Consider the following 17921-nt stretch of genomic DNA (forward strand, 5'->3'; position numbering starts at 1 on the left):
CGACCTCCAGTGACGTGCGGAAGGCCCAGGCGCTCGGCATGCGTCCTCATGACGGGACCGCTTCCCGATGGTTCTCCATCCCTACGCGCCAGTCACGGCCCGCGCCGATCCTACCGGGTCGACCTCGGCGGTTCCCGGCCCACCTCGCCCCGGCGGCGGGCCCCGGCGGCGTCGGGGGCACCACGCTTGCGGACGAGCTGAAGGACACCGGGGTGACGGTGACCTCGCTGATGCCGGGGCCGATCGACACGGAGTTCTTCGACGGTGCCGAGATGGCGGACACCCGGGTCGGCTCGGGCCGCAAGGACGACCCGCGCACCGTGGCCGAGCAGGGCTTCGCGGCGATGCTGCCGGGCGACCAGACGGTGACCGCGGGTTCGCTGCTCAACAAGGTGCAGACCGCCGCCGGCAAGATCGTCCCGGACAAGCTGAAGGCGGTGCAGCACCGCAGGATGGCCGAGCCGGGCTCCGGCAGCTGACCCTTCCAGGTGCCGGCGGCGGGTCGTGCGGCCCGTCGCCGGCACGGGGGTCTCGCGGCCGGGCGCGCCGCTGCCTAGGATCAGCGGCATGGCGGGGGAGGACGGCGAGGGCGGCAGCCTGCTCGCCATCAGCGACCTGCACGTCGGTCACCGGGGCAACCGGGAGGTGGTCGAGGGGCTGCGCCCCGCATCGCCGCAGGACTGGCTGCTGGTCGCCGGGGACGTGGGCGACACCGTGGCCGACGTGGAGTGGGCCCTCGGCCTGCTCAGCCGCCGCTTCGCGAAGGTCGTCTGGGTGCCGGGCAACCACGAGCTGTGGACGCCGCCCGCCGATCCGGTGACGCTGCGCGGGGCCGCGCGCTACGCGTACCTGGTGGACGCCTGCCGGCGGCTGGGCGTGCTGACCCCGGAGGACCCGTACCCGGTGTGGCGGGGGGCGGGCGGCCCGGTGCTGGTGGCGCCGCTGTTCCTGCTCTACGACCACAGCTGGCGCCCGGACGGGTTCGACACCCCCGAGGCGGCGCTGGAAGAGGCGTACCGGACGGGGATCGTGTGCACGGACGAGTTCCTGCTGCACCCCGACCCGTACCCGAGCCGGTCGGCGTGGTGCGCGGCCCGCGTCGCCGAGGCCGCGCGTCGGCTCGCCGAACGGGAGCCGGGGCTGCCGACGGTGCTGGTCAACCACTGGCCGCTGCTGCGCGAGCCGACCCGGGTGCTGCGCTACCCGATCTTCGCCCAGTGGTGCGGCACCGAGTCCACCGCCGACTGGCACCTACGCTTCGACGCCGCCGCGGTGGTCTACGGCCACCTGCACATCCCCCGTACCACCTGGCACGACGGGGTGCGCTTCGAGGAGGTCTCGGTGGGCTACCCGCGGGAGTGGCGGCCCCGGGCCGCGCCCCCGGCGCTGCGGCGGATCCTGCCCGCGCCCCCGGCGTGACGACGGGCCCCGGCGCACCGGGGCCCGTGGAAGTCCGTCCGCTCAGGCCGTCACGGCGTCCAGCGACTTCTTGATCGCCTTCGGGTCGGTCGGCTTGCGCGGCGCGTCCGCGCGCAGCGCGATCATCCGCTCGCCGATCTCCTGGAGCTGCTTACGACCGAGGGCCTCGCGCACCTTCGGGAACCACTCCTGCTCCTCCTCCTCGACGTGGTGCAGGACGTTCTCGATCAGCACCGTGGTCTTGGCGTTGAAGCGCTCGTCGCCGGCGTCCATGCTGAACAGCTCGGCGCAGAGCACGTCGGCGACGTGGTGCTCCTCGTACGACTCGAGGATGTCGTCCTCCAGGTCGGGCAGGAGCTTGCGGACCTCCGGGTACATCACCTCGTTCTCGAGGTAGGTGTGGACCGTGAGGGCTTCCAGGATCTCGTTCACCAGCTTCTGCCGCCGCGCCGCCGGACCCTCCTCGGCATCCTGGAACGCCTTGAACAGGCGGCGCATCTCCTTGTGGTCCTCTTTCAACAGGACGATGGCATCGGTGGACACCGTTGACCTCCTCGCTCGGCTGACGCCTCCTCTCGTACCCCCGGGGTGAGCAGCCAAAACGGGCAGGGCCCGGCGGTGAACCGCCGGGCCCTGCCACTGCCGTGCCGTGGTGTCAGCGCACCACGTTGTACGCGTTGACCATGCCGGAGCCGTAGAAGCCGTTGCGCTTGCCGCCGGAGCAGTTCGCGTCGTAGGCGTTCGGGCCGGCCGCGATCAGCGGCACCGGGTTGTAGACGCCGCCGGGGCACGAGATCGCCTCGGCGGTGTTGCCCAGGAAGGCCGACAGCTGACCGGGCGCCATGCCCGGGTGCGCCGAGACCGCCAGGGCGGCCACGCCGGCGGCGTGCGGCGAGGACATCGAGGTGCCCTGCTTGTAACCCCAGCCGTTGGTCTTCGTGGTGGTGTTGTAGGTGGTGGACAGGATGCCGTCGGTGGAGGTCGAGCTGGCACCCCGGGTACGGAAGCGGGTGTCGCCACCCGGCGCCGTCACCTCGACCACGCCCTGGCCGTAGGAGGAGTAGTAGCTCTTCTGCCCGGTCGGGCCGACCGCCGACACGGTCACCACGCCCGGCGCCTCACCCGGCAGGATGAGGCAGGAGTTGGTGAGGTTCTCGCGCTCCTCGGGCGTGCCGTTGTTCGGGCTGCCCGTGTCGGTGATCTTGTGGGCGAGGTCCCAGTTGCTGTTACCCGCGGACGCCACGTGCAGCACGCCCTTGCCCTGCGAGTAACGCAGGGCCCGCTGGACCGCCTTCCACACCGGACGCTGGCGCGCGTCGTTGCGGCAGTTGAGCTGCCACGGGTCGATGTAGTAGCTGTTGTTGGTCACCTGCATGCCCTGCTCGGCGGCCCACATGAACCCGCAGACCGCGGCCTCCGGGAAGATGTAGCCGTCGTCGTTGACCACCTTGACGGCGGCCACCTTGACGCCCGGGGCGACCCCGGTCACGCCGACGCCGTTGACGGCGGCGGCGATGGTGCCGGCCACGTGGGTGCCGTGGTCGGAGGTGGTCGGGTTCCAGGCGGCCTCGGCGGTGTCGGTGACCCCACCGATGCAGGACGTGCTCTTGTTCTTCGCGATCTGGGTGGCCAGATCCGGGTGGCTGGAGGAGATGCCGCTGTCCAGCACGCCCACCACCACGTCGGCACGGCCGGCGTTGACGGCGTGGGCCTGCGGGACGTCGATCATCGGCATGTCCCACTGCTGACCGAAGAGGGGCTCCTTGGTCGGGTCGGCGGTCGTGTTGGCCGCCTCGGCCGCGGAGACCTCCAGGGTCTCGCCCTCGTCGAGGGCGGTGCCCAGGCCGGCCGTGGACGCCACCGAGTCGACGCCCGCGCCCGCCACGTCAGTGACGAAGTCGGGGTTGGTCGACCGGACGACGAGCACGCCGATCTGGTCGTAGCTGGCCACCACGGTGCCGTTGGCGGCGGCCACGCGGGCGGCCGCCTTGTCGGTCTTGCCGCCCTGCGGGGCGAGCACCAGGAACGTGGTGTCCGGGCCGGCGGCCGACGCCGCCGGGGCCACCCCGCCGGCGACGGCGAGGCCGACGCCGAGCGTCACGGCGGACGCGGCAGCCAGTGTCTTGCGACGGAGGTTCTTCACACAGACTCCCAGGGGCTGTTTCCAGCCGGGGTACGCCCCCTGGCGGGGAGCGGCCGGCGGGAGGCGGGCGGAATGCACGCCTCCGCAACCACAAGCGTCGCGTGGTGAGCTGGCGTTACATGCCTGTGTGGGTCCGGACGAAAGGTGTCAGACGGTCGCCAGGGTGTGGGGAATCTCGTCGAGCAACTCCCGGGCGAGGAACCCGATCCGGCCGAACCGGGGGACCAGCCGCTGACCGCTGACCGCGTGGGCGAACGCCGCCCAGCACGCGGCCTGTGCCGGCTCCGCGCCCCGCGACAGCAGCCCGGCCAGCAGCCCCGCGCGGACGTCCCCGCTGCCGGAGGTGCCCAGGCCGGCGTCGCCGCTCTCCTCCCGCCAGCTCCGGCCGTCGGGGGTGGCGATGTGGCCGTAGAGCGACACCACCGCGTCGTACCGGCAGGCCAGCTCCGTCGCCTCGGCGTCGAGGTCGTCGCCGGGCTCCCGGTCGAGCAGGTGCCGGGCCTCGGTGAGGTTGGGGGTGAGCACGACCGGCCGCCCGGACCCGACCAGCAGGTCCGGGGCGTGGCTGAGGGCCCCCAGGGCGTACGCGTCGAGCACCAGCGACGTCTCCGGACCGGCCGCGTCGAGCACCACGCGCAGCAGGCGGCCGGTCTCGTCGATGTCCTTGAGGCCGGGGCCGACGGCCACCACGTCCGCCTCCGCCACCAGGTCGCCCAGCAGCTCGCCGGGCTGCCCCGCGACCGCTCCGTCGGCGGTCTCCGGCAGCCCCACCACCAGCGCCTCGGGCACCTGGATGCTCAGCGCGGCGGCGGTGGACTCGGCGGCGGCGAGCTGGAGCACACCGGCCCCGGCCCGCAGCGCGGCCACCCCGGCGAGCAGCACCGCGCCGGGGGTGAAGCGCGAGCCGCCGACCACCAGCACCGTGCCCCGGGCCTCCTTGCCGCCGGTCGGCACGGGCAGCGCCCAGTCCCGCAGCAGACCGGGGGTGATCACCCGGGTGTCAGACCGGTTCGGCATGGACCTCGTCCTCCCTGGTCGGCCGGGCACCCTGCTCGCGCAGGTGACCGACGTCGTTGAACACGTCCGGGGCCAGCCGGCCGTCGGCGCCGGCGGACCACCCGGTGATCGAGCAGTTGGCGATGACGTGTTCGCGGGTCAGCGCCATCAGCTCCGTCTCGGTGAGCCCCTCCACCAGGTAACGGGTCAGGAAGACCAGGGCGTCGTGGCCGAACAGCAGCACGCGCCGGTCCTCGTGGTCGCGGCGCAGGTCGCCCAGGAGGGCACGCAGGCGCAGCGCCACGTCGGTCCAGGACTCCCCGCCCGGCGGCCGGTAGTAGAACTTGCCGAGCCGGTCGCGGCGCGCCGCCTCCTCCGGGTGCCGCCGGCGCACCCCCTGCCCGGTCAGGCCGTCCAGGATGCCCAGCTCCCGGTCGCGCAGCCGTTCGTCGCGGGTGAGCGGGATCCCGGTGCCGGCCAGGGCCAGCTGGGCGGTCCGCACCGCCCGCAGGTACGGCGACACCACCGCCACGTCGGGCCGGCAGGCCTTGGGCAGCCCGGCCAGCCACCGCGCGGTGGCCCGCGCCTGCTCCTCCCCGGTGGGGCTCAGCGGCACGTCCGCGTCCCGGTGGGTCAGGTCGATCAGCTCGGCGCCGGACGCCTCGGCCGCCGTGGCCGCCACGTTCGCCGTGCTCTCGCCGTGCCGGACGATCCAGAGCGTCGCCAGTTCCGCCATGCGGCAACCCCTACCCGCAAGCCCGCCCGGGGTAACCGCGCGGGACCGCGTCGTCCACCCGCCGCTCAACCCCGCTCGGCGGGGCGGGCGACCATGAGGGCCTCCCGCCGGAGCTCCTCCAGCCGGTCCGCCAGCTCCCGCGGCCGGCTCAGGGCCACCGGGTGCCCGCCGTCCATCTCGTCCGGGGTGACGCCCAGCCGGTCGGACACCAGCCCGCGCAGGAAGTCGATCGGGAAGAAGCGGTCACCCCGGCAGAGCAGCGCCCGGGTCGGCATGTCCGGCCAGGCGGCGAGTGGCCAGGGCTTCTCGAACGGCGTGCCCGACTGGTCCCGGGCGTGCGCCGTGGCCTCCTCGACGAGCCGGGGCGGCAGCTCGTGGAAGAAGACGACGTTCGGGTCCTCGTCCTGCTCCGGCGTCCAGCCCTCGCGTTCCGCCTGAATCCGCCTGGCCTGCGGGTAGCCGGTGTTGCCCCACCACTCGGCCGGCGACTCGCCGGGGGCGGGCAGCATCGGGGTCAGCAGCACGAGCAGGTCCGCGTGGACCCGGTCGCACACCAGTGGACCGGTGAACGCGCCGAACGACTGGGCCACGACGACCAGGTCCGTGCGGTCCCCGATGGCCCGGACGGCGGCGTCGGTGTATTCCGCCAGCCCCGCCGAGTCGTCGGCGCACGGCAGGTCGACCGCCACCACGTCGTGCCCCCGGTCCCGCAACTGCTCCGCCAGCAGGTGCCAGTACCAGGGCCCGCTGCCTGCGGGGGGAATCAGCACGTACGTCGCCGTCGTTGGTCCGCCAGGCTCGCCCACGAACTCTCTCCCCGCGCCGGTCACCGATGGTCGACGAACCGTAACCCACCGGTACGACGATCGGCGGACGACGGAGCCGTCCACCGGCGCCCCGTTCCGGCCCGACCGGGCCCGCCGGGAACGGTGCGCCCGCGCCCGGGGCGTGATCGGGGCCGGGTCGGGTAAGCGCTGCCTCCACCGATCACCGAGACGGGGAGGTGCGCCGTGGCCACCATGGTCAGGGAGCCGGCGAGCCCGGTGAAGGACCAGAACTACGACCTGATCCACGCGCTACAGATGTCGTTGCAGCACATCTGGCAGCTGGAGAACTACGTCGCCGACGCCGACGCGCGGGGCGACACGGAACTGGCCACCTGGTTCCGGAAGATCCAGGAGAACAATCGCAAGGCGGGCGAACAGGGCAAGAAGATGCTCCTGGCGCGCCTCCAGGAGGAGATGAGCTGAGTTCGGCCGCCGGCGGCCGGGCGGCCGGAGACTGCCCGCCCGGCCGCCGCGCGGACGACCGCCCGGAGCGCGCCATCCCGGGCCGGCGGCCGGCCGAGGTGTCGGCGCGCGGGGCCGTGCCGGGACGTGTCGGAACGTGCCGGCCGAGGTGTCGGCGCGCGGCGCCGTGCCGGCCGGCCGGGCGGGTTACGGTGTCAGGCGTGGCGACGCCGGCCGAGGAGATCCAGGTGGGGGAGCGGCTGGTGCGCGTCTCCAGCTCCGACAAGCCGTACTTCCCGGAACTCGGGCTGACCAAGCGGGACGTGGTGCACTACTTCCTCGCCGTCGGCGACGGCATCCTGCGTGCCCTGCGGGACCGGCCGACCATGCTGGAACGCTGGCCGCGCGGCGTGTTCGACGGCGCGAAGATCGGCACCCGGCAGGACAACCGGGGCGACGCCTTCTATCAGAAGCGGCTGCCGGCGGGGGCGCCCGAGTGGGTCCGCACCGCCCACATCACCTTCCCGAGCGGGCGTACGGCCGACGAGGTCGCGCCGAGCGAGCTGGCGGTGGTGATCTGGGCGGCCAACCTGGGCACGCTGCGGTTCCACCCGTGGCCGGTCTCCGCCGCCGACGTGGAGCGGCCCGACCAGTTGCGCATTGACCTGGACCCGATGCCGGGGGTGGGCTTCGACCAGGTGGTGCCGGTGGCCCACGAGGTGCACGCGTTCCTGACGGAGCTGGGGCTGACCGGCTACCCGAAGACCACCGGCGGGCGGGGCCTGCACGTCTACCTCTCCATCGAGCCCCGGTGGAGCTTCGGCGACTGCCGGCGGGCGGTGCTGGCGCTGGGCCGGGAGATGCAACGCCGGCTGCCGGAGCTGGTCACCACCACCTGGTGGCGGGAGCAGCGGGACCGGCCGGTCTTCGTCGACTACAACCAGATGTCCCGGGACCACACGATGGCCTCGGCGTACTCGATCCGTCCCACCCCGCAGGCGCTGGTCTCCGCGCCGCTGGACTGGTCGGAGCTGGACGACGCCCGGCCGGAGGACTTCGCGGTGACCACGATGCCCGCCCGGTTCGCCGAGCGCGGCGACCCGCACGCCGGCCTCGACGACCGGCGGTTCTCCCTGGAACCGCTGCTGGAGCTGGCCGACCGGGAGGGGCTGGAGGCCCCACCGGAGCGCTGAGCGGGGAGGCCGCGCCGGTTCACTCCCATGGGCTGCGTTCGCCGTCGAACTCCTCGAAGACCAGCCAGGTGCGGGTGGAGAGCACGCCGGCGATGCTCTGCACCCGGCCCAGCACCACGTCGCGCAGGGTGGCGTTGTCCGGCGCCCGGACCAGGGCCAGCACGTCGTGGTCGCCGCCGAGCAGGGCGGCGTGCTCGATGTAGCGGACCCGGGCCAGCTCCGCCGACACCTCCCGCCAGGTGTTCTGCTCGATCTTCAACGCGATGTACGCCGAGGTGCCCAGCCCCGCCGCCTCGGGCGCGACCTGCGCCCGGAATCCGGTGATCACCCCGTCGCGCAGCAGCCGCTCGACCCGGGCGTACGCGTTGGTGCGGGAGATGTGGATCCGCTCGGCGAGCGTGCGCACCGACGTGCGGCCGTCGCGGACAAGTTCGTCGAGGATCCGCCGGTCGACGTCGTCCAACGGTCGCGCCGAACGTCCCGTTCCGGCCACCGGCTCCGCTGCGCCCCCGGACCCCTGGCTCATCTCGCCGCCTGTCCCATGCCATCCGTCCCGCGTTTGTCCTGGATCTTGAGTCAATCATCCGACAGCAGGAGCATAGGCCCACCACACGTCCAGGAGGTCCCGCCGTGACGACCACACCCGAGGCGGTCCGCAGGGCATCCCCGCGCAGCCGCCGGAAGGCCACCCCGCCCGACCCGGCCAAGCCACTGCTGCCGGCCACCGAGCCGGTCCGCCTGCTCGACCCCACCGGCACGCCGCTGCCCGCCCCCGCCGACTACCCCGAGCCGCCCGTCGAGGCGCTCGTCGAGATGCACCGGCGGATGGTCGTCGGCCGCCGCTTCGACACCCAGGCCACCGCGCTGACGAAGCAGGGCCGGCTGGCCGTCTACCCGTCCTCGCGCGGCCAGGAGGCCTGCCAGGTCGGCGCCGTCCTCGCCCTGCGCGACACGGACTGGGTCTTCCCGACCTACCGCGAGTCGATGGCCCTGGTCAGTCGGGGCATCGATCCGGTCGAGGTGCTGACCCTGCTGCGCGGGGACTGGCACTGCGGCTACGACCCCGCCGAGCGGCACACCGCCCCGCAGTGCACCCCGCTGGCGACCCAGTGCGTGCACGCCGCCGGGCTGGCCTACGGCGAGGCGTACCAGGGGCGCGACACCGTCGCGCTGGCGTTCATCGGTGACGGGGCGACCAGCGAGGGCGACTTCCACGAGGGCGTCAACTTCGCCGCCGTGTTCAAGGCCCCCGTCGTCTACTTCGTGCAGAACAACCGGTACGCCATCAGCGTCCCGCTGTCGCGGCAGACCGCCGCGCCGTCGCTGGCGTACAAGGGCGTGGGCTACGGCGTGCCCAGCGAACAGGTCGACGGCAACGACCCGGTGGCCGTGCTCGCGGTGCTCACCCGCGCGGTGGAGCACGCCCGTGCCGGCAAGGGCCCGTTCCTGGTCGAGGCGCACACCTACCGGATGGAGGCGCACACCAACGCCGACGACGCGAGCCGTTACCGCGACGGCGCCGAGGTCGAGGAGTGGCGGGACCGGGACCCGGTGGCCCGGCTGGAGACGTACCTGCGGGCCCGGGGCGCGCTCGACGACGCCGCCGTCGCCGCGGTCGCCGAGGAGGCCGAGGCGTACGCCGCCGACCTGCGCACCCGCATGAACGCGCAGCCGACGGTCGACCCGATGAGCCTCTTCGACCACGTCTACGCCGAGCCCACCCCGCAGCTGGTCGAGCAGCGCGAGCAGGTCCGCGCCGAGCTGGCCGCCGCCCAGGACGAGGAGGGTGAGCGCTGATGGCCGCCCTGACCATGGCGAAGGCGCTCAACGCCGCGCTCGCCGACGCGATGCTCGACGACGACCGGGTGGTCGTCTTCGGCGAGGACGTCGGGGCGCTCGGCGGCGTCTTCCGGATCACCGACGGCCTCCAGGCCCGCTTCGGCGACAAGCGCTGCTTCGACACGCCGCTCGCCGAGGCCGGCATCGTCGGCTTCGCCGTCGGCATGGCCATGTCCGGGCTGCGCCCGGTCGTCGAGATGCAGTTCGACGCGTTCGCGTACCCGGCTTTCGAGCAGATCGCCTCGCACGTGGCGAAGCTGCGCAACCGCACCCGGGGCGCGCTCAGCGTGCCGATCGTGATCCGGGTGCCCTACGCCGGCGGCATCGGCGGCGTCGAGCACCACTGCGACTCCAGCGAGGCCTACTACGCGCACACCCCCGGCCTGAAGGTGGTCACCCCGGCCACGGTCGAGGACGCGTACTCACTGCTGCGCCAGGCGATCGACGATCCCGACCCGGTCGTCTTCCTGGAGCCGAAGAAGCTCTACTTCTCCAGCGCCGAGGCGGAGCTTCCCGCGGCCACCGCGCCGTTCGGCCGGGCGGTCGTGCGTCGCCCCGGCCGCGACGCCACCCTCGTCGCGTACGGGCCGGCGGTGCCGGTCGCCCTGGAGGCCGCCGAGGCCGCGCGCGAGGAGGGCTGGGACCTGGAGGTCGTGGACGTACGCAGCATCGTGCCGTTCGACGACGAGACCGTCACGGCCTCGGTCCGCCGTACCGGCCGGTGCGTGGTGATCCAGGAGGCCCAGGGCTTCGCCGGGGTGGGCGCCGAGATCGCCGCCCGGGTGCAGGAGCGCTGCTTCCACGCCCTGCACGCCCCGGTGCTGCGGGTGTCCGGGCTGGACATCCCGTACCCGCCGCCGATGCTGGAGCACACCCACCTTCCGTCGGTGGACCGGATCCTCGACACGGTGGCCCGGCTCCAGTGGGACGACCAGCCCGACGGGCGCTGGCTGAGCCGGGGGAGCGCGGCGTGACCGCCGTGGACGGGGCGCAGGTCTTCCTCCTGCCCGACCTGGGCGAGGGGCTGAGCGAGGCCGAGATCGTCGAGTGGCGGGTCGCCGTGGGCGACGTGGTCACGGTGGACCAGAGCGTCGTGGAGGTGGAGACCGCCAAGGCCGTCGTCGACGTGCCCTGCCCGTACGCCGGGCGGGTCGTGGCGCTGCACGGCGCGGCGGGTGAGACCCGCCCGGTCGGCCAGCCGCTGATCACCATCGCGCCCCTGGACGGCGACGGCGGGGCCGGCGACGAGCCCGCCGCGCACGCCACCTACCGCGAGGAGGAGCGGGCCGGCTCCGGCAACGTTCTCATCGGCTACGGCACCGGCCACGGCGGCCCGGGGCGGCGGCGTCGCCGGCCCCGTCTCGTGGCCGCACCCGATCCCACCCCGGCGGCTCCCGCCAATGCCGTGCAGCCGGCGGCTCCTGCCCTGGCGGCGGCTCCCGCCCCGGGGGCGGCGACTGCGGCCGGCGCGGCCGGCGCGGCCGGCGCGGCCGACCACCCGCACGGCGCGGCGGCGCCCCTGGTCATCTCGCCGATCGTGCGCCGGCTGGCCCGCGAGCACGGGCTCGACCTGGCGGCCCTGCGCGGCACCGGCCCCGGCGGCGTGGTGCGCCGGGCGGACGTGGAGGCCGCCGTCGCCGAAGCGGCGACGCCGGCCGCCCGGCTCGCCGCGGTGCCGGACGAGCCTGTCGCGTCGGCGGTCTCCGGCGCCGAGGACCTGGTCGTCCCGCTGACCGGCATCCGCAAGGCGATCGCCGACAAGCTCTCCCGCAGCCGTCGGGAGATCCCCGAGGTGACCATCTGGGTGGACGTGGACGCCACCGGGCTGCTGGAGACCCGCGCGGCGATCAACGCGGCGACCCCGGACGCGCCGGTGAGCATCCTGGCCCTGCTGGCCCGGATCTGCCTGTCCGGGTTGCGCCGGTACCCGCAGCTCAACGCCCGGGTCGACACCGAGGGCCAGCGGATCGTCCAGTCCGCCGGAGTGCACCTGGGCATCGCCGCCCAGACCGACCGGGGGCTGGTCGTGCCGGTGCTGCGGGACGCGCAGCGGCTCACCACCGCCGAGTTGGCCGCCGAGCTGACCGCGACCACCACGGCCGCCCGGGCCGGCACGTTGCCCCCGGCTCGGCTGACCGGTGGCACGTTCACGCTCAACAACTACGGCGTCTTCGGCGTCGACGGCTCCACCCCGATCATCAACCACCCGGAGGCGGCGCTGCTCGGGGTGGGACGGATCGTGGACAAGCCCTGGGTGGTGGACGGGCAGCTCGCCGTACGGAAGGTGACGCAGCTCAGCCTGACCTTCGACCACCGGGTCTGCGACGGCGGGGTGGCCGGCGGCTTCCTGCGGCACGTCGCCGACTGCGTCGAGCGGCCGGCGGTGCTGATCGCCAACGTCTGACCCCGGCCGCGACGGCCCCGGCTCCGCCTCCCGGCGGCGCGGGGGCCGTCGCCGTCGCGGCAGGCGTTTCCCGGGAGAGGGGCCGGGAATGCGGGCCGGGCAGTCTCGCCGAGGGGAGGACGAGGTGGCCTATCCGGACATGCCCTCCGCCGGCGGCGTGCGCCGTCACGCGGTGGCCGGCGCCCCGCTGCTCTGCGACGCCCGGGAGCACGGCCTGGTCGGCGACGGGACGGCCAACGACCAGCCGGCGCTCGCCGCGCTGGTGGACCGGCTCGGCGACGCGTACGCCGCCGACGGCCGGGCCCGGATCATCTACTGCCCGCCCGGGGTCTACTCGATGCGGGACTCGGGCACCGTGTGGCGCAGCGGGGTGTCGCTCATGGGCGCGGGGCCGGGCGCGACCCGTTTCGTGCTCAGCAACGCCGGCAACCGGGCCGACCCGGCGCCGCTGGCCTTCCACACCGCGATCGAGCACGGTGCCAGCCGCAACCGGCACCTGTCCGACTGCACCTTCGCCGACTTCGAGATCGACGGCTCGGAGGTGGCGTCCGCGGACTACAACCCGCTGGCCAAGGGCCTCGGCCTGCAGTACGTCGTCCGCGGCGTCTTCCGCAACCTGTACATCCACCACACCGCCGCCACCGGCCTGGGCTGCGACTTCCTCCAGGACTGCCTGATCGACGGGGTGCTGGTCACCGGGTGCGGGCGGCTGGACAACGGCACCGAGATGGGCGGCGCGGGCATCGGCGTCGGCATCGGCGGCTGGGGCAGCATCGAGCGGTTCAACATCGTCAACTGCAGCGCGGTGGCCAACGCCACCAACGGCATCTTCCTGGAGCTGCAGGAGGCGGACCACCTGCGCCCACGGGGAGTACGGATCATCGGCTGCCACGCCCAGGGCAACCGCTTCGGCATCTCCGACTGGGGCGCGAACGGCCTGATCGTCTCCGCCTGCACCATGACGGGCAACCTGGAGGCCGGCTTCCACGTCTCGGCGAAGGGCACCACGCACACCGCCGGGCGGGGCGGCATCCTCACCGACTGCGTGATCGACGGCAACCTGCGCGACGGGGTCAGCATCGGCAACACCCCGGGCCCATACACGATCCGCGGCAACCGGATCAGCGGCAACGGCCGGTACGGCTACCACCAGCGCAACCTCGGCGGGTCCGAGGAGCACGTCGCCGAGGAGATCGTCATCGAGAGCAACGACTTCTACGGCAACAGCGCCGACGCCATCCGCATCGACCGTCCGGTCCGCGACGCCTTCCTGGTCGCCAACCGGATCCGGAACAACGGGCGGCAGTGGGCCCCGGCCATGAGCGGGCACGGCGACTCGGTGCGGTACTCCGAGAAGTCGGTGGTGGACCGGCGGGCGACCTGGCCGAACGACGGCCACCGGGGCAAGGTGGTGCGGGTCGGCGAGCGCATCGCCGTGGTGGCGGCCAACGACGACACCGAACTCACCCTCGCACCGATCCGGCCGGATTCCCCGAGCGCATGGAGCGGGGGCACTCCGACGCCGGGCACCGCGTACGAGCTGCCCGCCGGGCCGCCGGTGCGGGCCGGCATCGCGATCAACGCCGCCGTCGAGTCGGCCACCATCCGGGGAAACCGGATCTGGGACAACCGGGAGCCGAGCACCCAGAACCACGGACTGTGGATCACCGAGCAGGGCAGCTGCGTGGACTGCCGGGTCGAGGACAACGACTTCGCCGGCAACGCGGACTCCGCCGTCCGGCTGGACACCCCACCGGTCGGCGGCCGGTGGGAACGCAACCACGGCTGACGACGACCGGACGTGCGCCAGCCAGCCGGTCGGCGACGGCGCGCCCGGTCGGTCGTACCGCACCGCGTCGCCTCGCGCGCCGGATCGCGGGTGCGGGACGGCGGTGCGCCGACACCGACGCCGCGGTGGCTCGAACCGGGACGCGGCGGGAGTCCGGGGGCCGCCGGCGACCGCGACGGACGATTCCGGACGGATCCGGAAACCGGCGCGTGCGGCCCTTTTCCGTGCAGTGCGGGAAATGCTTCCCATAATTGCTTTCGCAATTCCGTGGAAATTGCGCGTCCACCCGGCGCGGCGTGGAGAGAATGTGGCTGAGGACACCAGACAACGGGGGGACGCATCATGGAGTTGAGGCGGCGACTGACGGTGCTGGCCGTGACCATCGCGGCCGCGCCGTTGGCCCTCGGCGGGTGCACCGCCGACCGCAAGCCGGGTGCCCGGCCGGACGAGGGGCAGGCGGCGGCGCCGGAGTTGACCGTGACGCCCACCGACCGCGCCCGCGAGGTGCCGATCACCGCCGAGGTGGGGACCGCGGTCAGGAACGGGAAGGTCACCGCCGTGCGGATCACCGACGACAAGGGCGCGCAGGTCGCGGCGGAGCCGCGGGAGGACGGCTCGGGCTGGGTGCCGAAGGCGCCCCTGAAGCCGCGGCGCACCTACACCGCGGAGGTGACCGCCACGGGCGACTCGGGCACGACGACGACCCGGAAGACCACCTTCAGCACGATGCCGAAATCGACGAAGCCGGAAATCACCAGCACCTTGTACTTCGCCGGTGATCGGACGTACGGCACCGCGATGCCGGTGACCGTGGCGTTCGACCCACCCATTCCGAAAGAGGCCAGGGACGACGTGCAGCGCCGATTGTTCGTGAAGACGGATCCGCCGCAGCCGGGCGCCTGGTCGTGGGTGTCCGACGGCAGTCAGGCCTATTACCGGGCCCCCGATTTCTGGCGCCCGGGGACCAGCATCAGCGTACGGGCCGGGCTGGAGGGCCTGCCGATCGGCAAGGACCGGGTCGGCGACTCCGACCGCACGGCCACGTCGAAGATCGGCCGGCAGGCGGCCCTGGAGATCGACAACGCGACCAAGCAGATGTCCGTGCTGCGCGACGGGAAGGTGGTCCGCAAGATCCCGGTCAGCATGGGCAAGCCGAGCACGCCGACCTCCAGCGGCAAGATGGTGATCATGGAGAAGCACCAGTTCACGACGTTCGACACCCGGGGCTCGGCCGACCCCTACGTGGTCGACGTCGAGGACGCTCAACGGCTCACCTGGGGCGGCGAGTTCATCCACGCGGCGCCGTGGTCGGTGGGGGACCAGGGCAACACCAACGTCTCGCACGGCTGCACCAACGTCTCCAACGAGGCCGCGGACTGGCTGATGGGGGTCACGCAGGTCGGCGACCTGGTCACCATCAAGGGCACCGAGGTCGAGCTGACCGAGGGCAACGGCTGGACGGCCTGGAACGTCAGCTGGGACGAGTTCGTCAAGGGCAGCGCGCTGCCCGTGCCGGCCGGGCTGCGGCCGTCCCCGTCGGCCGTGCCGCACCCCGGCGCGGTGGCCGGGGGCTCGCCGGCGCCGGCGCCGTCCGTCCGCGGCGGCTGATCCGATCGTACGCACACCCGGGGGACCGGTCCGCCGCCACGCGGGCCGGTCCCCGGCGCGTCGATCGCACCGGCGTCACCCGCCGACCCCGTCACGCGGGCCGGTCCCGGCGTGGCGGTCGCACCGGCGTTTCCGCCGACCTCGTCCGGCGTCGGGCTCAGCCCAGCGGCACCCGGGCCACCCCGGGGCCCGTGAGGCTGCCCAGCCACAGGTGGTCGCCGTGCTGGCGGACGCCGGTGACCATGTCGTAGCTCCCGCGCGGCCCGTGCAGGGTCCGCAGCACCCGCCCCTCGCCGTCGACGAGGGCCACCAGGCCGTAGCGCAGCGGCTTCGGCTGCACCGCCGCCGGCAGCACCGCCACCAGCTGCCGCAGCCGGGGGTGGGGCAGCAGCCGCTCGACCACCGGCACGCGGGGGCTGGGCAACGCGATCCAGTACGTCCCGTCGCCCACCGGGGTCAGGTTGTCCGGGTACGCCGGCAGGTCGGCCAGCACGGTGACCGCGCCGTCGGCCAGCGCGATCCGCACCAGTCGATGGGCGGCGGTCTCGACCAGCATCAGCGCCGACTCGTCCGGGGTGAGCGCGAGCCCGTTGGGGAAGTAGAACCCGGCGCGGACGACGTCGGTGCGCCCGCTGCGCGGGTCGTACGCCAGCACCCGCCCGTTGGGCCGGTGCTCCAGCAGGTCCCGCTTCCAGTGCGAGAGCGGGAACCGGTCGGACGAGTCGGTGAAGTAGACCGTGCCGTCGCGGGCGACGGTGGCGTTGTCGGCCAGGTGCGCCCTGGCCCCGAGGCCGCCCAGCTCGCGCACCGCACCGTCGCCGGTCACCCGCAGCAGCCCCCGGTACGCGTCGCAGACCACGAGGCTGCCGTCGAGCGGGTCGACCTCCACGCCCAGCGGCCGGCCCCCGGTGTCGGCGAGCGGCCGGGGTCGGGTGCCGGGGGGCGCGTCGACCGGCCACCACCAGAGCCGGCCGTCCTCCGTCCCGCTGACCACCCGGCCGGACGGGTCGACGACCACGTCCTCCGGGCCGGAGACCCCGTCGGGCAGCGGCAGCAGCTCCACGGAGTCGAGCCGCCGGTCGGTGGGCGTCCACGGCCCGTCGAGCGGCGGCGGGACCGTGGCGGGCTCGCGGACGGGGCGGATCAGGCGGGGCGCGCGGCGGCGGGGAGCGACCATCGGCTCATTCTCGCCCGCCGATGTGCAGCCCGCAGGCCCTCGTCGCGTCATCCCTGAGGGGGATCCGGAAGTCTCGGGGTATGACCCTGGGCGTACCCGGATCCGGTCCCTCAGCAGGGCGGAAATGTCGGTGGCGGGGGATAGGTTCATCGCATGGGACAGCGCGACGACCGGCTCCACGTGGACATCACCGTGGCCGACCACGAGGTGGAGGTGCGGGCGACCGGCGAGGTCGACATCGCCACGGTCGCCGCGTTCCGCTCCGCGCTCTGGGCCGCCCCGGCCCGGCCCGTGCTCCGGCTGGATCTCTCCGGCGTCCGCCTGCTCTCCGCGGCCGGGGTGCGGGCGCTGGTCGCCGCGCACCTGCGCATGCGCGCCCAGGGTGGTGAGCTGGTGCTGGTCCGCCCCGACCCGGTGGTCGAGCGGGTGCTGCGGGCCACCGGCCTGCACCGGGTCATCCCGATCGTGGACGCGTGCGCCGACCGGGAGCTGGTGCCCTGCTGACCTGCGGCGCCCGAGGCCCAGGGGGCACGGTGGCGTGCAGCGCCTCGACCGGGAGCCCGCCCAGCCAGCCCACCGACGCCGGCAGCGGGCCGGTGCCGACGGCGTCGTCCACCGTCCGCACCGGCCCGTGGCCCGGCGGCTCGCCGTCCACTGAAGCGGTGCACCGCCCGTTCGGAGGATCATCCCCCCGCCCGGCGGTGCCCGACCGCTCAGTGGGTCATCCTCCGCTCAGCGGACGCCGAGCAGGTCGACGACGAAGACCAGGGTCTCGCCCGGCTTGATGACGCCGGCGGCGCCCCGGTCGCCGTAACCCAGGTGCGGCGGGATGGTCAGGCGGCGCCGGCCGCCGACCCGCATGCCCACGACGCCCCGGTCCCAGCCGGAGATGACGTGACCAGCGCCGAGCTGGAACTCGAACGCCTTACCCCGGTTCCACGAGGAGTCGAACTCGCGACCGTTGGAGTGCGCGACCCCCACGTAGTGGACGCTGACCAGCTGCCCCGGCTGGGCCTCCGGCCCCTCGCCGACGGTGATGTCCTCGATGACGAGGTCGGCGGGCGGCGCGCCCTCGATCGGACCCACCTCGGGCTTGCCCGAGCGGGCGCCTGCTGCCTGGTTCATTCGGGAGTCTCCTACCGTTTCGGTCCTGATGTCCGTCACCCGAGATCCTGCCCGATGGCGTCCGACCGATGTGTGGCGGTCCCGGCGCACGCGTCGCGGCCGGCCCTCGGGGCGACGACGTGACGCGGTGGGCACGCCGAAGCGGGCGTCACCGGTGGTGACGCCCGCCGAGGGGGGAGGTGCTGCGCCGGGACGCTCCTATGCCGCGTCAAGTGGTTGGGGTGGGGTTTCGAGGCGTCGGTAGAGCTCGCGGGCGACGTAGC

At 74.0% G+C, this 17921-nt stretch carries 18 protein-coding genes and 1 riboswitch; of the genes, 10 read left to right on the forward strand and 8 right to left on the reverse strand.

What is annotated here, in order from left to right; all coding sequences use genetic code 11:
• Window positions 1-16: 16 nt before the first annotated feature.
• Window positions 17-106: riboswitch (ZMP/ZTP riboswitch) on the reverse strand.
• Window positions 107-212: 106 nt separating this feature from the next.
• Window positions 213-479, forward strand: a complete 267-nt coding sequence (locus ACPXCB_RS28950) for a hypothetical protein (RefSeq protein WP_425879065.1) — start codon at window positions 213-215, stop codon at window positions 477-479.
• Window positions 480-567: 88 nt separating this feature from the next.
• Window positions 568-1419: a metallophosphoesterase family protein gene (locus tag ACPXCB_RS28955; RefSeq protein WP_425879067.1), complete on the forward strand. Its 852-nt coding sequence runs from the start codon at window positions 568-570 to the stop codon at window positions 1417-1419.
• 42 nt (window positions 1420-1461) lie between these two features.
• Here ACPXCB_RS28955 and ACPXCB_RS28960 read toward each other — a convergent pair whose 3' ends face one another.
• The 5 genes from ACPXCB_RS28960 to ACPXCB_RS28980 all read right to left on the reverse strand — a co-directional run bounded on the left by ACPXCB_RS28960 (window position 1462) and on the right by ACPXCB_RS28980 (window position 6100).
• Window positions 1462-1962 (reverse strand): hemerythrin domain-containing protein, encoded by a 501-nt coding sequence (locus ACPXCB_RS28960; protein ID WP_425879068.1) that lies wholly within the window; start codon window positions 1960-1962, stop codon window positions 1462-1464.
• Window positions 1963-2074: 112 nt separating this feature from the next.
• Window positions 2075-3562, reverse strand: coding sequence for a S8 family peptidase (locus ACPXCB_RS28965; RefSeq protein ID WP_425879070.1), 1488 nt, complete (start codon window positions 3560-3562; stop codon window positions 2075-2077).
• A 147-nt stretch (window positions 3563-3709) separates the two neighbouring features.
• Window positions 3710-4579, reverse strand: coding sequence for an NAD(P)H-hydrate dehydratase (locus tag ACPXCB_RS28970; RefSeq protein ID WP_425879072.1), 870 nt, complete (start codon window positions 4577-4579; stop codon window positions 3710-3712).
• Window positions 4563-5294 (reverse strand): histidine phosphatase family protein, encoded by a 732-nt coding sequence (locus ACPXCB_RS28975; RefSeq protein WP_425879074.1) that lies wholly within the window; start codon window positions 5292-5294, stop codon window positions 4563-4565. The genes ACPXCB_RS28970 and ACPXCB_RS28975 overlap by 17 nt, the downstream gene beginning before the upstream one ends.
• Before the next feature lie 65 nt (window positions 5295-5359).
• On the reverse strand, window positions 5360-6100 hold the full coding sequence (locus tag ACPXCB_RS28980; protein ID WP_425879076.1) for an alpha/beta hydrolase: 741 nt from the start codon (window positions 6098-6100) through the stop codon (window positions 5360-5362).
• 213 nt (window positions 6101-6313) lie between these two features.
• Between ACPXCB_RS28980 and ACPXCB_RS28985 the strand changes: the two genes are divergently transcribed.
• Together ACPXCB_RS28985 and ACPXCB_RS28990 are read left to right on the forward strand one after the other, a co-directional pair.
• On the forward strand, window positions 6314-6544 hold the full coding sequence (locus ACPXCB_RS28985; protein WP_151453556.1) for a hypothetical protein: 231 nt from the start codon (window positions 6314-6316) through the stop codon (window positions 6542-6544).
• A 200-nt stretch (window positions 6545-6744) separates the two neighbouring features.
• Window positions 6745-7716 carry a DNA polymerase domain-containing protein gene (locus ACPXCB_RS28990; RefSeq protein ID WP_425879078.1) on the forward strand — a complete coding sequence of 324 codons (972 nt, stop codon included), beginning with the start codon at window positions 6745-6747 and terminating at the stop codon, window positions 7714-7716.
• A 19-nt stretch (window positions 7717-7735) separates the two neighbouring features.
• Here ACPXCB_RS28990 and ACPXCB_RS28995 read toward each other — a convergent pair whose 3' ends face one another.
• Window positions 7736-8242: an Lrp/AsnC family transcriptional regulator gene (locus ACPXCB_RS28995; RefSeq protein ID WP_425879080.1), complete on the reverse strand. Its 507-nt coding sequence runs from the start codon at window positions 8240-8242 to the stop codon at window positions 7736-7738.
• 104 nt (window positions 8243-8346) lie between these two features.
• Here ACPXCB_RS28995 and pdhA point away from each other — a divergent pair, with 104 nt between their 5' ends.
• The 5 genes from pdhA (at window position 8347) to ACPXCB_RS29020 (ending at window position 15356) form a co-directional block, all read left to right on the forward strand.
• Window positions 8347-9513, forward strand: a complete 1167-nt coding sequence (gene pdhA, locus ACPXCB_RS29000; protein WP_425879082.1) for a pyruvate dehydrogenase (acetyl-transferring) E1 component subunit alpha — start codon at window positions 8347-8349, stop codon at window positions 9511-9513.
• Entirely contained in the window at window positions 9513-10529 is a 1017-nt protein-coding gene (locus ACPXCB_RS29005) for an alpha-ketoacid dehydrogenase subunit beta (protein ID WP_425879083.1), read from the forward strand. The genes pdhA and ACPXCB_RS29005 overlap by 1 nt, the downstream gene beginning before the upstream one ends.
• Window positions 10526-11959: a dihydrolipoamide acetyltransferase family protein gene (locus tag ACPXCB_RS29010; protein WP_425879085.1), complete on the forward strand. Its 1434-nt coding sequence runs from the start codon at window positions 10526-10528 to the stop codon at window positions 11957-11959. The genes ACPXCB_RS29005 and ACPXCB_RS29010 overlap by 4 nt, the downstream gene beginning before the upstream one ends.
• Window positions 11960-12098: 139 nt before the next feature.
• Complete coding sequence (locus ACPXCB_RS29015; RefSeq protein ID WP_425879096.1) at window positions 12099-13748, forward strand: right-handed parallel beta-helix repeat-containing protein; 1650 nt, start codon at window positions 12099-12101, stop codon at window positions 13746-13748.
• 342 nt (window positions 13749-14090) lie between these two features.
• Window positions 14091-15356, forward strand: a complete 1266-nt coding sequence (locus ACPXCB_RS29020) for an Ig-like domain-containing protein (protein WP_425879087.1) — start codon at window positions 14091-14093, stop codon at window positions 15354-15356.
• Between the two features lie 157 nt (window positions 15357-15513).
• Here the strand turns inward: ACPXCB_RS29020 and ACPXCB_RS29025 are convergent, their stop codons facing one another.
• Window positions 15514-16533 carry an SMP-30/gluconolactonase/LRE family protein gene (locus ACPXCB_RS29025; RefSeq protein WP_425879089.1) on the reverse strand — a complete coding sequence of 340 codons (1020 nt, stop codon included), beginning with the start codon at window positions 16531-16533 and terminating at the stop codon, window positions 15514-15516.
• A 153-nt stretch (window positions 16534-16686) separates the two neighbouring features.
• On the opposite strand from ACPXCB_RS29025, the gene ACPXCB_RS29030 reads away from it, so the two are divergent.
• Window positions 16687-17037 (forward strand): STAS domain-containing protein, encoded by a 351-nt coding sequence (locus tag ACPXCB_RS29030; RefSeq protein WP_425879091.1) that lies wholly within the window; start codon window positions 16687-16689, stop codon window positions 17035-17037.
• A 228-nt stretch (window positions 17038-17265) separates the two neighbouring features.
• Here the strand turns inward: ACPXCB_RS29030 and ACPXCB_RS29035 are convergent, their stop codons facing one another.
• Window positions 17266-17658: an FKBP-type peptidyl-prolyl cis-trans isomerase gene (locus tag ACPXCB_RS29035; protein WP_425879092.1), complete on the reverse strand. Its 393-nt coding sequence runs from the start codon at window positions 17656-17658 to the stop codon at window positions 17266-17268.
• Window positions 17659-17921 lie beyond the last annotated feature (263 nt).

This window comes from Micromonospora sp. DT62, from assembly GCF_049847285.1.
GTDB classification, from domain to species: domain Bacteria; phylum Actinomycetota; class Actinomycetes; order Mycobacteriales; family Micromonosporaceae; genus Micromonospora; species Micromonospora reichwaldensis.